The sequence below is a fragment of the Kitasatospora sp. NPDC092039 genome (assembly GCF_044756065.1).
In the GTDB taxonomy this organism is placed as follows: Bacteria; Actinomycetota; Actinomycetes; order Streptomycetales; family Streptomycetaceae; genus Kitasatospora.
Genome location: NZ_JBIVSD010000007.1, coordinates 325,823 through 343,291 on the forward strand (window position 1 = coordinate 325,823; position 17,469 = coordinate 343,291).

Consider the following 17,469-nt stretch of genomic DNA (forward strand, 5'->3'; position numbering starts at 1 on the left):
CGTGCGTCCGGCCGAGGGCCTTAGCCCTCCGTGCCCTCCAGCCACCGGTCGGTCGCGGCCCAGGCCGCGCGCAGCGCCTCCGGCTGGGCCAGCTCGTGGTGCCGGCACGGCAGGGTCGTCTGCACGACCTCACCGGTGGCGTACGGCGCCCAGCGGGCCCCGAGCGCCGTGCCGGCCGGCTTGTCCAGCAGCGCCGCCACGTGGACCAGGTCGCCCCGGAACGTGCCGGGGACGTGCGCCGTCGCGATCTCCACGTTGTTCGCCCGGACGCCCTCGGCCACGGCCAGCTCCTCCTCGGAGAGGTCGAGCCCGAAGCGCTCGCCGACCCGCAGGACGGCGTCGGTCCAGTCGACCTCCTCGATCCCGGGCTCGTCCACGCCCTGCTCCACGTGGACCGACGGGTAGCCGTCGAGCACCACCAGCGCGCCGACCTCCTCGCCGACGGCCTGCAGCTGCACCGCCATCTCCTGCGCGACCACGCCGCCCAGCGACCAGCCCAGCAGGTGGTACGGGCCGCTCGGCTGCACCGCGCGGATCTGCTCGACGTAGTCCGCCGCCATCTCCTTGACGGAGCCCGGCAGCGCGCCCGGCTCGCTCAGACCGCGCGCCTGGAGGCCGTACAGCGGCCACTCCTCGGGCATGATCCCGGTCAGCGGCGCGTAGCACCAGCTGAGGCCGCCGGCCGGGTGCACCGCGAAGAACGGCGGGCGCTCGCCACCCGCGCGCAACGGGAGCAGGACCTTGAGCCCCTCCACGCCCGCCGGCCGGCTCAGCCCCCGGACCAGGGACTCGACCGTCGGGCCCTCGAAGAGGTTCCGGACCCCGACCACGACCCCGAGCGTCGACCGCAGCCGGTCGACCAGCGTCACCGCCAGCAGCGAATGGCCGCCCAGCTCGAAGAAGTTGTCGTCGATGCCGACCCGCTCCAGCCCGAGGACCTCGGCGAACACCTCGCAGACCACCCGCTCGTCCGCGGTGCGCGGCGCCCGGTAGGACGCCTCCAGCAACTCCGACCGGTCCGGCGCCGGAAGCGCCCGGCGGTCCAGCTTGCCGTTGACGGTCAGCGGCAGCGCCGCCAGCACCGTGATCGCGGACGGGACCATGTACTCCGGCAGCACCGCGCCCAGCCCCGCCCGGACCTCGGCGGTGTCCACCCGCGCACCGGCGGCGGGCACCACGTAGGCGGCGATGCGGCGGTCCCCCGGAACGTCCTCACGGACGATCGCGGTGGCCTGGGCGATCCCGGACCGGCCGAGCAGGGCCTCCTCGATCTCGCCCAGCTCGATCCGGTGGCCGCGGATCTTCACCTGGTCGTCGGTGCGGCCCAGGTAGTCCAGCGTCCCGTCCGCACGCCAGCGCGCCAGGTCGCCGGTGCGGTACATCCGCTCCCCCGGAGCACCGAACGGGCAGGCCACGAACCGCTCCGCCGTCAGGCCCCGGCGGCCCAGGTAGCCCCGGGCCAGACCGGCACCCGCCACGTACATCTCACCGGGCACCCCGACCGGAACCGGTGCGAGGAACTCGTCCAGCACGAACACCCGGGTGTCGACCACCGGCGAACCGATCGACACCTCGCCCGCCGACGGGTCGCACGGCCACATCGTGGCGTCCACCGTCGTCTCGGTCGGACCGTACGAGTTGAACACCCGGTGGTCCCGCATCCAGCGGGCCATCACGTCCGGCGGACAGGCCTCACCGGCGGTCACCAGGACGACGTCGTCGGCGATCGACCGCTCGTCCAGGGTCGCCAGCACGGCCGGCGGCAGCGTCACGTGGGTGACCCGCTGCTCCGCCAGGAAGTGCGGCAGGGCCTCGCCCAGCCGGCGGTCCTGCGGGATCACCACCAGGGCCGCACCGGTCAGCAGGGCCATGAACCACTCCCAGCCGAAGGTGTCGAAGCCCGCCGAGGCGAACTGCCCGACCCTCGAACCGGAGCCGACCCCCAGGTAGCGCACCTGGCCGGCCACCAGGCTCGCCACACCGGCGTGGGACACCAGCACGCCCTTGGGGCGGCCGGTCGACCCGGAGGTGTAGATCACGTACGCCGCGTCCGCGGTCCGCACCACGCGGCCCACCAGCGCGCCGCCGTCCAGACCGGCCAGCTCCGCCACCGTCTCCGGCGCGTCCAGGACCAGCGTGCCGGAACCGGGCAGCACCGACGCCGTGGCCGACGAGGCCAGCACCGTCACCGGCGCCGCGTCCTCCAGCATGTAGCCGATGCGGTCCGCCGGGTACGCCGGGTCGATCGGCATGTACGCCCCGCCCGCCTTGACGATCGCCAGCAGCGCGACCATCAGCTCGACCCCGCGCTCCAGGCAGACGCCGACCACCGACTCCGCGCCCACGCCCCGCGACACCAGCAGGTGCGCCAGCCGGTTCGCCCGGACGTCCAGCTCCTGGTAGGACACCTCGACCCCGTCGGCGGCCACCGCGACCGCCTCCGGCATCCGCGCCACCTGCGCCTCGAAGAGCGCCCCGACCGTCGCAGCCGGGACCTCGGAGGCGGTGTCGTTCCACGCGGTCAGCAGCAGGTCGCGCTGCCGGCCGTCGAGGACCGGGACCCGCCGCAGCGGCGTACGGGCGTCCTGCTCCAGCGCGTCGACCATGTTCTCGACCGCCGTGTGCAGCAGGCCGCACACGACGTCCGGGTCGATCGGCGAACCCGCCTGCACGGAGAGCCGGAAGCCGGCACCGGTGTCGTCCACCGAGGCGGTGAGCGGGTAGTTGGTCCGCTCGTGCCCGTACAGCACCCGGATCCCGGCGAGGCCGGTCCCCTCACCCGACGCACTCGGGCTGTGGCGGTAGTTGAGCAGCGAGGTGAACAGCGGGCTCTGGGCAGGCAGGCCGGTGGCCTGCTGCGCGAGGGTCAGCGGGGCGTGCTCGTGCCGCAGCAGCTCGCCCAACTGGACCTGGACGGCGCGCAGTCCGGCGTCCAGCGGGCGGGTGGCGTCGATCCGGATCGGCAGGGTGTTGATGTACAGGCCCGGCGTCCGGTGCGCGGTGCCGCCGGCGTCCATCCGGCCGAGGAACACGGTGCCGAAGACGGGGTGGGTCTGGCCGGTGGTGGCCGCGGCGACGCGCGCCCAGGCGAGGTGGAAGAACGCGGCCGCGCTGACGCCGTGGCGGCGGGCCTGCTCGCGGACGCGCTCCGCCAGCTCGTCCGACATCTCGACGACGGCCTCGCCGGTGTCGCTGCCGTCGCCGTGGGTGTCCAGCACGCCGTAGGGCGCGGTGGGCTCCTCGACGTCGCCCAGGGCGCGCTCGAAGTAGGCGCGGTGCTGCTCCGGGGTGACGGCCAGGCGGGCGTGGGCGACGAAGTCGCGGTACGGCGCCGGCTCGGGCAGGCGGTCCTCCTCGTGCTCCAGGTGTGCGCGCACCTCGTCGAACAGGATCTCCAGGGCCTGGTGGTCACGGGTGAGGTGGTGGCTGCGCAGGGCCATCAACCAGCCGCCATCAGCCGCATCCTGAGTGATCGTCACATCGACCATGGGTGCGCGGCGGATGTCCATCGACGGCGGGCACGCCGCCAGCAGCCGGGCCACCGCGTCGCCGCCGGAGTCGCCGGCGCTACCGGTCAGGGTGACCTCGTGGACGGGCAAATCGGCCTGTCGCAGCACGACCTGGAGCGGCTGGGGCAGGTTCTCCCACAGCACGGCCGTCCGCAGGATGTCATGCCGATCGACAACCGCCTGGAGTGCGGTCACGAACGCGTCGACCCGCTCGCGGGAGTCGAAGCCCAGGACCACCGGGACGATGTAGACGTCGCGGCCCTGGTCGGCGTCCAGCAGGTGGTGGAAGAAGATCCCCTCCTGCAGCGGCGCCAGCGGGTAGACGTCGGCGACGTTCGCCGCACCGCCCGGGACCGCCGCGCTGATCCGGTCGAGGTCCGTGGGGCTCAGCTCGGCGAGGGTGACCATGTCCGGAGTGAGTGCGGTCGCGCCGTCCGGGATCCGGTTCTCCGGGACCACGAACGCCTGGCCGGTCTCGGCAGCCGCCAGCCCGGCGGGCGTCGGCACCTGGAACAGTCCGCGCACCGACACCTGCAGGCCCCGTGAGCGCAGTCGCTCGACCAGGGTGACCGCCAGCAGGGAGTGGCCGCCGAGCTCGAAGAAGTTGTCGTCGATGCCGACCCGGGGCAGACCGAGAACGTCGGCGAACACCTCGCAGACCACCTGCTCGTCCACCGTACGCGGTGCGCGGTAGGCCTCCTGGATCGCGGTGACCTCGGGGGCCGGCAGAGCGCGGCGGTCGAGCTTTCCGTTGACCGTCAGCGGGAGCTCGTCCAGCGTCATGATCGCGGACGGCACCATGTACTCCGGCAGTACGGCACCCAGCCCGGCCCGGACTTCGGCGGTGTCGATCTCGGCACCGGCGGCGGGGACGACGTAGGCGGCGATGCGCTTGTCGCCGGGGACGTCCTCGCGGACGATCACGGCCGCCTGCGCGACACCGGGCCGGCCGAGGACGGCCGCCTCGATCTCGCCCAGCTCGATGCGGTAGCCACGCACCTTCACCTGGTCGTCGGTGCGACCGAGATAGTCGAGGGTGCCGTCGGCCCGCCAGCGGGCGAGGTCGCCGGTGCGGTACATCCGCTCCCCCGGCGCGCCGAACGGGCACGCCACGAAACGCTCCGCCGACAGGCCCGGACGGTTCAGGTAGCCACGCGCCAACTGCACACCGGCGAGGTACAACTCGCCTGCCACACCGACCGGAACGGGCTGCAGAGCCGCGTCCAGCACGTACACCTGGGTGTTGCCCACGGGCCCGCCGATCGGCACCGTCGCCGTACCCGGCACGCACTCCCACGCCGTGACGTCGATCGACGCCTCCGTCGGCCCGTACAGGTTGTGCAGCGGAACACCCAGATCCCGCAGGAACGCGTCCCGCAGCTCCGGCGACAACGCCTCACCACTGGCGAACACCGCGCGCAGCGAGGTGCAGGTGCGGGCGGCCGGCTCCAGCAGGAAGACCTGCATCATCGACGGGATGAAGTGCGCGACCGTCACACCCTCCGCCCGGATCACCTCCGCCAGGTAGGCCGGGTCGCGGTGCCCGTCCGGACGCGCCACCACCAGCGTCGCACCGGTGGTCAGCGGCCAGAAGAACTCCCACACGGAGACGTCGAACCCGACCGGCGTCTTCTGCAGCACCCGGTCCGACGCGGTGAGCCGGTAGTCGTCCTGCATCCACGCCAGGCGGTTCACCACACCGTCGTGCGCGACCACCACACCCTTCGGACGCCCCGTCGACCCGGAGGTGTAGATGACGTACGCCGGGCTCTGCGGGCCGTGACCCGCACGCACCGGATCCGAAACCGGCTGCACGGCAAGAGCGTTGACCGTCTCAGCCGCGTCCAGGTCGATCCGACGGACACCCGCCGACAGCGCCCCGTCCATCGTCACACTGTCGGTGACCAGCACCGTCGGACGCCCGTCCTCCAGAGTGGAGGCCAGACGCTCCGCCGGATAGTCCGGGTCCAGCGGCAGGTACGCCGCCCCCGCCTTCTCAATCGCCAGCAACGACACGACCAGATCCACCGAGCGCGGCAGGCACACCGCCACCAGATGCTCCGGACCAACGCCCTCCGCCACCAGCAGGTGCGCCAGACGGTTCGCCCGCTCGTTCAACTCCGCGTACGACACCACCTCACGCGCCGCACCACTGCCGAACACCACGGCCGTGGCGTCCGGCGTCCGCGCCACCTGCGCCTCGAACAACCCCGGCAGCGTCCCCGCCGCCACCTCACGCACAGTGTCGTTCCACCCCCGCAGCACCAACTCCCGCTGCGCGCCGTCCAGGACCGAGACCCGGTCCAGCGTCAGATCGGGCTCACGCTCCAGCCCGTCGGCGAGTCGCTCCACCAGGGCCTCGAACAGGTCGCAGACCACGTCCGAGTCCATCGGCGCGCACGCCTGCACCGTCAGCCGGAACCCGACACCGGTGTCGTCGACCGACACCGTCAGCGGGTAGTTCGTCCGCTCCTGCCCGAACAGCGGGGTGACGCCCGCGAGGACGGTCTGGTGCGTGGCGGCCGTGCGGCTGTGGCGGTAGTTGAGGAGCGAGGTGAACAGCGGGCTCTGCGCCGGAACGCCGGTCGCCTGCTGGGCCAAGGTCAGCGGGGCGTGCTCGTGTCGCAGCAGCTCGCCCAGCTGCTGCTGGGTGACCTTCAGCCCCGCCAGCAGCGACTGGGTCGCGTCGATGCGGATCGGCAGGGTGTTGATGTACAGGCCCGGAGTGCGGCTCGCCGTGTCCCCGGCGTCCATCCGGCCGAACAGCACGGTGCCGAACACCGGGTGCGTCTGCCCCGTCGTCGCCGCGGCCACCCGCGCCCACGCCAGGTGGAAGAACGCCGCCGCGCTCACACCGTGGCGGCGCGCCAACTCCCGGACCCGGTCGGCCAGCTCGCCCGAGAGGTCGACCACGGCCTCGCCGGTCTCGCTGCCGTCGCCGTGGGTGTCCAGCACCCCGTACGGCGCGGTCGGCTCCTCCACCTCGCCCAGAGCGCGCTCGAAGAACGCGCGGTGCTGGTCGGCCGTGACCGCCAGGCGGGCGTGCGCCACGAAGTCGCGGTACGGCGCCGGCTCCGGCAGGCGGTCCTGCTCCTGCTCCAGGTGCGCGCGCACCTCGTCGAACAGGATCTCCAGGGCCTGGTGGTCCCGGATCAGGTGGTGGCTTTGCAGGGCCATCAGCCAGCGGTCCTGGCCCGGGTCCCGCGCGACGACGAGCTGCATCATCGGGGCGCGGCGGATGTCCATCGACGGCGGGCACGCCGCCAGCAGCTCGGCCACCACGTCGGCGCCGGTCTTCCCGGTGAGGACGACCTCCTCGACCGCCACCGGGGCCTGCCGCAGGACGACCTGGAGCGGCTGGGGCAGGTTCTCCCACAGCACGGCCGTCCGCAGGATGTCGTGCCGGTCGACGACGTGCTGGAGCGCGGTGACGAAGGCGTCGACCCGCTCGCGGGAGTCGAAGCCCAGGACCACCGGGACGATGTAGACGTCGCGGCCCTGGTCGGCGTCCAGCAGGTGGTGGAAGAAGATGCCTTCCTGCAGCGGGGCGAGCGGGTAGACGTCGGCGATGTTCGCCGCGCCACCGGGGACCTGCTCCACGAGACGGTCGAGGTCCGCGGGGCTCAGCTCGGCGAGGGTGATCATGTCCGGAGTGAGCGTCGTCGCGTCCTTCGGGATCCGATTCTCCGGCACCACGAAGGACTGACCCGCGTCGACGGCGGCCAGCGCCGCCGGCGTCGGGGCCTGGAACAGGGCCTTCACCGACACCGGCAGACCGCTCGCCCGCAGCCGCTCGACCAGCGTCACCGCCAGCAGCGAGTGGCCGCCCAGCTCGAAGAAGTTGTCGTCGATGCCGACCCGCTCCAGCCCGAGCACTTCGGCGAACACCTCGCTGAGCAGCTGCTCGTCCGCGGTGCGCGGCGCCCGGTAGGACGACTCCAGCAGCTCCGTCCGGTCGGGCACCGGCAGGGCGCGGCGGTCGAGCTTGCCGTTGACGGTCAGCGGCAGGGCGTCCAACACCATGACCGCGGACGGGACCATGTACTCGGGCAGTACGGCGCCCAGGCCCGCCCGGATCTCGGCGGTGTCCACCTCCGTACCGGCGGCGGGCACCACGTAGGCGGCGATGCGCTTGTCGCCGGGGACGTCCTCGCGGACGATCACGGCCGCCTGGGCGACACCCGCCTGGCCGAGCAGACCGGCTTCGATCTCGCCCAGCTCGATGCGGTAGCCACGCACCTTCACCTGGTCGTCGGTACGGCCCAGGTAGTCGATCGTGCCGTCCTCGCGCCAGCGGGCGAGGTCACCGGTGCGGTACATCCGCTCCCCCGCCTCCCCGAACGGGCAGGCCACGAAGCGCTCCGCCGTCAGACCCGGGCGGTTGAGGTACCCGCGCGCCAGCTGCACACCGGCGATGTACAGCTCGCCCGCCACTCCGGCCGGCACCGGACGCAGCGCGGCGTCCAGCACGTACGCACGGGTGTTGCCGACCGGACCGCCGATCGGGACGGTCGCCGTACCCGGCACGCACTCCCAGGCGGTGACCTCGATGGACACCTCGGTGGGCCCGTACAGGTTGTGCAGCGGGATGCCCAGGTCCCGCAGGAACGCGTCCCGCAGCTCCGGCGAGAGCGCCTCACCGCTCGCGAACACCGCGCGCAGCGAGGTGCAGGTGCGGGCGGCCGGCTCCAGCAGGAAGACCTGCATCATCGACGGGATGAAGTGCGCGACGGTCACGCCCTCCGCGCGGATCACCTCCGCCAGGTAGGCCGGGTCGCGGTGCCCGTCCGGACGCGCCACCACCAGGGTCGCGCCCGTGATCAGCGGCCAGAAGAACTCCCACACGGAGACGTCGAACCCGACCGGCGTCTTCTGCAGCACCCGGTCCGACGGCGTCAGCCGGTAGTCCTGCTGACCCCAGGAGAGGCGGTTGACGATCCCCTGGTGGGAGATCACCACGCCCTTGGGGCGGCCGGTGGAACCGGAGGTGTAGATGACGTACGCCGGACTCTCCGGGCGGTGGCCCGGGCGCTCCGGATTCGCACCCGACTGCGCGGCCAGCGCGTCGGCGGTCCCCGCGGCGTCCAGGTCGATCCGCCGGACGCCCGACTCCGCCACCAGGGCCCCGTCCATCGTCACGCTGTCGGTGACCAGGGCGGTCGGACGGCCGTCCTCCAGGGTGGAGGCGAGGCGGTCGGCCGGGTAGTCCGGGTCCAGCGGCAGGTACGCCGCCCCGGCCTTGCCGATCGCCAGCAGCGCCACGACCAGGTTCACCGAGCGCGGCAGGCAGACCGCCACCAGGTGCTCGGGGCCGGCACCGTCCTCGATCAGGAGGTGCGCGAGGCGGTTCGCCCGCTCGTTCAACTCGGCGTACGAGACGACCTCGCGCGCCGCACCGCTGCCGAACACCACCGCGTCCGCATCCGGCGTCCGCGCGGCCTGCGCCTCGAACAGCTCCGGCAGCGTCGCGGCCGGCACCTCGCGGGCGGTGTCGTTCCAGCCGCGCAGCACCGACTCCCGCTGGGCGCCGTCGAGAACGGCGATCCGGTCGAGCGTGGTGGCGGAGTCCTGCTCCAGCCCGCCGACCAGGTTCTCCACCGCCGTGCACAGCAGACCGCACACCACGTCCGAATCCATCGGCGCGCACGCCTGCACGGTGAACCGGAACCCGACACCGGTGTCGTCGACCGACACCGTCAGCGGGTAGTTCGTCCGCTCGGAGGCGTACACGATGTCGATGCCCGTGGTCCCGCCACCGGAAGCCCCCTGCTGGTCGGGCTGAGGGCTGGGCAGGCTGTGGCGGTAGTTGAGGAGCGAGGTGAACAGGGGGCTCTGCGCCGGAACGCCGGTCACCTGCTGGGCGAGGGTCAGCGGGGCGTGCTCGTGGCGCAGCAGCTCACCCAACTGCTGCTGCGCCACCTTCAGACCCGCCACCAGCGGCTGGGTCGCGTCGACCCGGATCGGCAGGGTGTTGATGTACAGGCCCGGGGTGCGGCTCGCCGTGTCCCCGGCGTCCATCCGGCCCAGCAGCACGGTGCCGAAGACGGGGTGGGTCTGGCCGGTGGTGGCGGCGGCGACGCGCGCCCAGGCGAGGTGGAAGAACGCGGCCGCGCTGACGCCGTGGCGGCGCGCCTGCTCGCGGACCCGGTCGGCCAGGTCGGCCGACAGCTCGACGACGGCCTCGCCGGTGTCGCTGCCGTCACCGTGGGTGTCCAGCACGCCGTAGGGCGCGGTGGGCTCCTCGACGTCGCCCAGGGCGCGCTCGAAGTAGGCGCGGTGCTGCTCCGGGGTGACGGCCAGGCGCGCGTGGGCGACGAAGTCGCGGTAGGGCGCCGGCTCGGGCAGGCGGTCCTCCTCGTGCTCCAGGTGTGCGCGCACCTCGTCGAACAGGATCTCCAGGGCCTGGTGGTCGCGGGTGAGGTGGTGGCTGCGCAGGGCCATCAACCAGCGGCCATCAGCGGTGTCCTGAGTGATCGTCAGGTCGACCATGGGTGCGCGACGGATGTCCATCGCGGGCGGGCAGGCCGCCAGCAGCCGGGCCACCGCGTCGCCGCCGGAGTCACCGGACAGGGTGACCTCGTGGACGGGCAACTCCGCCTGCCGCAGCACGACCTGGAGCGGCTGGGGCAGGTTCTCCCACAGCACGGCCGTCCGCAGGATGTCATGCCGATCGACAACCGCCTGGAGTGCGGTCACGAACGCGTCGACCCGCTCACGGGAGTCGAAGGCCAGCACAGTCGGCAGGATGTAGACGTCACGGCCCTGCTCCGCGTCCAGCAGGTGGTGGAAGAAGATCCCCTCCTGCAGCGGCGCCAGCGGGTAGACGTCGGCGACGTTCGCCGCACCACCCGGGACGAACTCCACGATCCGCGCGAGATCGTCTTCGGAGACCTCGGCCAGCGTGACCATGTCCGGCGTCAGAACGGTGGCGTCCTTCGGGATCCGGTTCTCCGGGACCACGAACGCCTGACCCGCGTCGACGGCCGCGAGTCCGGCCGCCGTCGGGGCCTGGAACAGCGCCCGCACCGACACCTGCAGGCCCCGTGAGCGCAGTCGCTCGACCAGGGTGACCGCCAGCAAGGAGTGGCCGCCCAGCTCGAAGAAGTTGTCGTCGATGCCGACCCGGGGCAGACCGAGAACGTCGGCGAACACCTCGCAGAGCAGTTCCTCGTCCGCCGTGCGCGGCGCCCGGTAGGACGCCTCCGACAGCGCGCCGCGGTCCGGCGCCGGGAGAGCGCGGCGGTCGAGCTTGCCGTTGACGGTCAGTGGGAGTTCGTCCAGCGTCATGATCGCGGACGGGACCATGTAGTCGGGAAGCGTAGTCGCGAGCGCGTCCCGCAGGGCGACGACATCCACCTCCGCGTCCACGGCCGGGACGACGTAGGCGGCGATGCGCTTGTCGCCGGGGACGTCCTCGCGGACGATCACGGCCGCCTGCGCGACACCCGGCCGGCCGAGGACGGCCGCCTCGATCTCGCCCAGCTCGATGCGGTAACCACGCACCTTCACCTGGTCGTCGGTGCGACCGAGATAGTCCAGGGTGCCGTCCTCGCGCCAACGCGCCAGGTCACCCGTGCGGTACATCCGCTCCCCCGGCGCGCCGAACGGGCACGCCACGAAACGCTCCGCCGACAGGCCCGGACGGTTCAGATAGCCACGCGCCAACTGCACACCGGCGAGGTACAACTCACCTGCCACACCGACCGGAACGGGCTGCAGAGCCGCGTCCAGCACATACACCTGGGTGTTGCCGACCGGCCCGCCGATCGGCACCGTCGCCGTACCCGGCACGCACTCCCACGCCGTGACGTCGATCGACGCCTCCGTCGGCCCGTACAGGTTGTGCAGCGGAACACCCAGATCCCGCAGGAACGCGTCCCGCAGCTCCGGCGACAACGCCTCACCACTGGCGAACACCGCGCGCAGCGAGGTGCAGGTACGGGCGGCCGGCTCCAGCAGGAAGACCTGCATCATCGACGGGATGAAGTGCGCGACCGTCACACCCTCCGCCCGGATCACCTCCGCCAGGTAGGCCGGGTCGCGGTGCCCGTCCGGACGCGCCACCACCAGCGTCGCGCCCGTGGTCAGGGGCCAGAAGAACTCCCACACGGAGACGTCGAACCCGACCGGCGTCTTCTGCAGCACCCGGTCCGACGGCGTGAGCCGGTAGTCGTCCTGCATCCACGCCAGGCGGTTCACCACACCGTCGTGCGCGACCACCACACCCTTCGGACGCCCCGTCGATCCGGAGGTGTAGATGACGTACGCCGGGCTCTGCGGCCCGTGACCCGCACGCACCGGATCCGAAACCGGCTGCACGGCAAGCGCGTTGACGGTCTCCGGGCTGCCCAGGTCGATCCGACGGACACCCGCCGACAGCGCCCCGTCCATCGTCACACTGTCGGTGACCAGCACCGTCGGACGCCCGTCCTCCAAGGTCGAGGCCAGACGCTCCGCCGGATAGTCCGGATCCAGCGGCAGATACGCCGCCCCCGCCTTCTCGATCGCCAGCAACGCCACCACCAGCTCGGTCGAGCGCGGCAGGCACACCGCCACCAGATGCTCCGGACCGACGCCCTCCGCCACCAGCAGGTGCGCCAGACGGTTCGCCCGCTCGTTCAACTCCGCGTACGACACCACCTCACGCGCCGCACCGCTGCCGAACACCACCGCATCCGCATCCGGCGTCCGCGCCACCTGCGCCTCGAACAGGCCCGGCAGCGTCCCCGCCGCCACCTCACGCACAGTGTCGTTCCACCCTCGCAGCACCGACTCCCGCTGCGCGCCGTCGAGAACGGCGATCCGGTCGAGCGTGGTGGCGGAATCCTGCTCCAGCCCGCCGACCAGGTTCTCCACCGCCGTGCACAGCAGACTGCACACCACGTCCGAATCCATCGGAGCGCACGCCTGCACGGTGAACCGGAACCCGACACCGCTGTCGTCCACCGACACCGTCAACGGGTAGTTCGTCCGCTCCTGAGCGCGGAGGAGCTGGATTCCGGCGATCGTCCGCGCCGTTCCGCCGTCGGCCCCGGCCTCGGTGGCGAGGGTACGGCGGTAGTTGAGGAGCGAGGTGAACAGCGGGCTCTGGGCCGGCAGGCCGGTCGCCTGTCGCGCCAGGGTCAGCGGGGCGTGCTCGTGGGTCAGCAGCTCGCCCAACTGCGCCTGCGCCGACCGCAGTCCGGCGTCCAGCCGCTGGGTCGCGTCGACCCGGATCGGCAGGGTGTTGATGTACAGACCCGGGGTACGGCTCGCCGTGTCCCCGGCGTCCATCCGGCCCAGCAGCACGGTGCCGAACACCGGGTGCGCCTGCCCCGTCGTCGCCGCCGCGACGCGCGCCCACGCCAGGTGGAAGAACGCCGCCGCGCTCACGCCGTGGCGGCGCGCCTGCTCGCGGACGCGCTCCGCCAGCTCGTCCGACAGCTCGACGACCGTCTCGGCGGTCTCGCTGCCGTCGCCGTGGGTGTCCAGCACCCCGTAGGGCGCGGTCGGCTCCTCCACCTCGCCCAGGACCCGCTCGAAGTAGGTGCGGTGCTGCTCCGGGGTGACGGCCAGGCGCGCGTGGGCGACGAAGTCGCGGTACGGCGCCGGCTCCGGGAGCCGCTCGACGTCCTCCTCCAGGTGCGCCCGCACCTCGTCCAGCAGGATCTCCAGCGCCTGGTGGTCGCGGATCAGGTGGTGACTGCGCAGAGCGACCAACCACCGCTCACCAGCGGCGTCACGACTGACCGTCAGGTCGATCAGCGGTGCCGTGCGGATGTCCATCGCGGACGGGCAGGCCGCCAACAGCTCGGCCACCGCGTCGTCACCGGCACCACCGGCCGTGAGGACGATCTCGGAGACCGCCAGCGGAGCCTGCCGCAGCACGACCTGCAGCGGCTGCGAGAGCCCCTCCCACAGAACGGCCGTCCGCAGGATGTCGTGCCGGTCCACCACCGACTGCAGCGCGGACACGAAACCGTCGACCCGCTCACGGGAGTCGAAGGCCAGCACCGTCGGGAAGACGTAGATGTCACGGCCCTGGTCGGCGTCCAGCAGGTGGTGGAAGAAGATCCCCTCCTGCAGCGGCGCCAGCGGGTAGACGTCCGCGACGTTCGCCGCACCACCCGGGACGAACTCCACGATCCGCGCGAGATCGTCCTCGGTGACCTCGGCCAGCGTGACCATGTCCGGCGTCAGAACGGTGGCGTCCTTGGGGATCCGGTTCTCCGGCACCACGAACACCTGACCCGCGTCGACGGCCGCCAGTCCGAGCGGCGTCGGCGTCTGGAACAGCGCCTTCACCGACACCTGCAGGCCCCGGGCGCGCAGCCGCTCGACCAGCTTCACGGCCAGCAGCGAGTGACCGCCCAGCTCGAAGAAGTTGTCGTCGATGCCGACCCGCTCCAGCCCGAGGACCTCGGCGAACACCTCGCAGAGCAGCTCCTCGTCCGGGGTGCGCGGCGCCCGGTAGGACGCCTCCAGCAGGGCCGCCCGGTCCGGCGCGGGCAGGCCCCGGCGGTTGATCTTTCCGTTCGCGGTCAGCGGGAGCTCGTCCAGCACGACCACGGCGGACGGGACCATGTAGTCGGGCAGCGTCACCGCGAGCGCGTCCCGCAGCTCGGCGGCATCGGCCCGCACGGCCACGGCCGCGTCCGGAACGACGTAGGCGACGATGCGCTTGTCGCCCGGGACGTCCTCGCGGACGACGGCGACGGCCTGGGCGACGCCCGCCCGGTCGAGCAGGGCGGATTCGATCTCGCCCAGCTCGATGCGGTAGCCGCGCACCTTCACCTGGTCGTCGGTGCGGCGCAGGTACTCCAGCGTGCCGTCCTCGCGCCAGCGCACGAGGTCGCCGGTGCGGTACATCCGCTCGCCGGCCTCCCCGAACGGACAGGCCACGAAGCGCTCCGCCGACAGGCCCGGACGGTTGAGGTAGCCGCGCGCCAGGCCGCTGCCGGCGATGTACAGCTCACCGGGCACACCGACCGGGACCGGCCGCAGGGCGGCGTCCAGCACGTACACCCGGGTGTTGAGGACGGGCCGGCCGATGGAGACCGGGGTGTCCGCCGAGACGGTCGAGGCCGTGGACCAGATGGTCGTCTCGGTCGGGCCGTACAGGTTGGTGACGGAGGCGGCGGTGCCCGCCAGGGTACGGGCGAGCTCGCCGGGCAGCGCCTCGCCGCCGACCAAGGCCCGGACGGACCGCAGGACGTCGTCGTCCGCCAGCGCCCGCCACAGGCTGGGCGTGGCCTGCATGACGGTGACGGCCTCGCGCACGAGCAGAGAGCGCAGGGCGTCCGGGTCGCGCACCTCGTCGCGGTCGGCGAGGACGACGGCGGCGCCGGACACCAGCGGAAGGTGCAGTTCGAGCCCGGCGATGTCGAAGCCGATGGTGGTCACGGCCAGCAGCCGGTCCTGCTCGGTGACCCGCAGGTGGTGGCCCATCGCCGCGAGGAAGTTGTTCAGCGCGCTGTGCGGGACGACGACGCCCTTGGGGCGGCCGGTCGAGCCGGAGGTGAAGATGACGTACGCCGGGTTCTCCGGCCGGTGGCCGGGGCGCCGCGGGTTCGACACCGGCTGTGCGCCGAGCGCGTCGACGGTCTCCGGGCTGTCGAGGTCGATCCGTCGGACGCCCGCGTCGGCGGCCAGGGCCTCGCCCGTCGTCACGCTGTCAGTGAGCAGGGCGGTGGGGCGCCCGTCGGCCAGGGTCGCCGCCAGGCGCTCGACCGGGTAGTCCGGGTCGAGCGGCAGGTAGGCCGCGCCCGCCTTGGAGACGGCCAGCAGCGACACGACCAGCTCGGTCGAGCGCGGCAGGCAGACGGCCACCAGGTGCTCGGGGCCGACGCCGTCGGCCGCCAGCAGGTGTGCCAGGCGGTTGGCCCGCTCGTTCAGCTCCGCGTAGGTCAGGCTGCCGTCGGCGGTGACCAGCGCGGTGGCGTCCGGCGTGCGGGCGGCCTGCGCCTCGAAGAGCCCGGGCAGGGTCGCGGCCGGCAGCTCGGCGGCGGTGTCGTTCCAGGCGGTCAGCAGCTGGTCGCGCTGCCGGTCGCCGAGGACGGGGAGGCGGTCGAGCGGGATGCGGGAGTCCTGCTCCAGCTCGCCGGCCAGGCGCTCGACGGCGGTGTGCAGCAGGCCGCAGACCACGTCCGGGTCGATCGCGGGAACGGCCTGCACGGAGAGCCGGAAGCCGACGACGGTGTCGTCCACCGACACCGTGAGCGGGTAGTTGGTCCGCTCGTGCCCGTACAGCACCTGGATGCCGGCGAGTCCGGTGCCCTCGTTCGCGGCGCCCGGGCTGTGGCGGTAGTTGAGCAGCGAGGTGAACAGCGGGCTCTGGGCGGGGACGCCGGTGGCCTGCTGGGCGAGGGTCAGCGGGGCGTGCTCGTGCCGCAGCAGCTCGCCCAACTGGACCTGGACGGCGCGCAGTCCGGCGTCCAGCGGACGGGTGGCGTCGATCCGGATCGGCAGGGTGTTGATGTACAGACCCGGCGTCCGGTGCGCGGTGCCGCCGGCGTCCATCCGGCCGAGCAGCACGGTGCCGAAGACGGGGTGGGTCTGGCCGGTGGTGGCGGCGGCGACGCGTGCCCAGGCGAGGTGGAAGAACGCGGCCGCGCTGACGCCGTGGCGGCGGGCCTGCTCGCGGACGCGGTCGGCCAGGTCGGCCGACAGCTCGACGACGGCCTCGCCGGTGTCGCTGCCGTCGCCGTGGGTGTCCAGCACGCCGTAGGGCGCGGTGGGCTCCTCGACGTCGGCGAGCGCACGCTCGAAGTAGGCGCGGTGCTGCTCCGGGGTGACGGCGAGGCGGGCGTGGGCGACGAAGTCGCGGTACGGCGCCGGCTCGGGCAGCCGCTCGACGTCCTGGTCCAGGTGCGCGCGCACCTCGTCCAGCAGGATCTCCAGCGCGGTGTGGTCACGCGTCAGGTGGTGGCTGCGCAGCGCCATCAACCAGCGCTCAGCAGCAAGGTCCTGAGTGATCGTCAGATCCGCCATGGGTGCGCGGCGGATGTCCATCGCGGGCGGGCAGGCCGCCAGCAGCCGGGCCACCGCGTCGTCACCGGAGTCGTCGGCGCCACCGGACAGCATGACCTCGTGCACCGGCAGGGAGGCCTGTCGCAGCACGACCTGGAGCGGCTGGGGCAGGTTCTCCCACAGCACGGCCGTCCGCAGGATGTCGTGGCGGTCGACGACCGCCTGGAGTGCGGTGACGAACGCGTCGACCCGCTCGCGGGAGTCGAAGGCCAGCACGGTCGGCAGGATGTAGACGTCGCGGCCCTGCTCGGCGTCCAGCAGGTGGTGGAAGAAGATTCCCTCCTGCAGCGGCGCCAGCGGGTAGACGTCGGCGATGTTCGCCGCACCGCCGGGGACCTGCTCCACGATCCGGTCGAGGTCCGCCGGGCTCAGCTCGGCGAGGGTGACCATGTCCGGGGTGAGGACGGTCGCGCCGTCCGGGATCCGGTTCTCCGGCACCACGAACGCCCGGGCGGCCTCGTCCGCCGCCGACAGCCCGGCGGGCGTCGGGGCCTGGAACAGCGCCTTCACCGACACCGGCAGGCCGCGCGAGCGCAGCCGCTCGACCAGCGTCACCGCCAGCAGCGAGTGCCCGCCCAGCTCGAAGAAGTTGTCGTCGATGCCGACCCGCTCCAGTCCGAGCACGTCGGCGAACACCTCGCAGAGGAGTTCCTCGTCCGGCGTGCGCGGCGCCCGGTAGGAGGCCCCCGGCAGCGCCCCGCGGTCCGGCGCCGGAAGGGCCCGGCGGTCCAGCTTGCCGTTGACGGTCAGCGGAAGCGTCTCCAGGACCACGACCGCGGACGGGACCATGTACTCCGGCAGCATGGTCGCGAGGGCGCCGCGCAGCACGGCGGTGTCGGTCCCCGCGCCGGTGGCCGGCACCACGTAGGCGGTGAGCCGCTTGTCGCCGGGCACGTCCTCGCGGACGATCACGGCGGCCTGGGCGACGTCCGGCTGCCCCAGCAGGGCCGCC

1 protein-coding gene (running past one end of the window) is annotated in these 17,469 nt (G+C 73.0%); it reads right to left on the reverse strand.

Translation table 11 applies throughout. The features are described 5' to 3' along the window. Positions 1-20 precede the first annotated feature (20 nt). Positions 21-17,469 carry the 3' portion of a non-ribosomal peptide synthase/polyketide synthase gene (locus ACIQI7_RS17215; RefSeq protein WP_401110387.1) on the reverse strand. The gene runs 2,693 nt beyond the window's last position, so 17,449 of the gene's 20,142 nt are visible here — the last part of the coding sequence; its start codon lies beyond the right edge, outside the window; it ends in the stop codon at positions 21-23.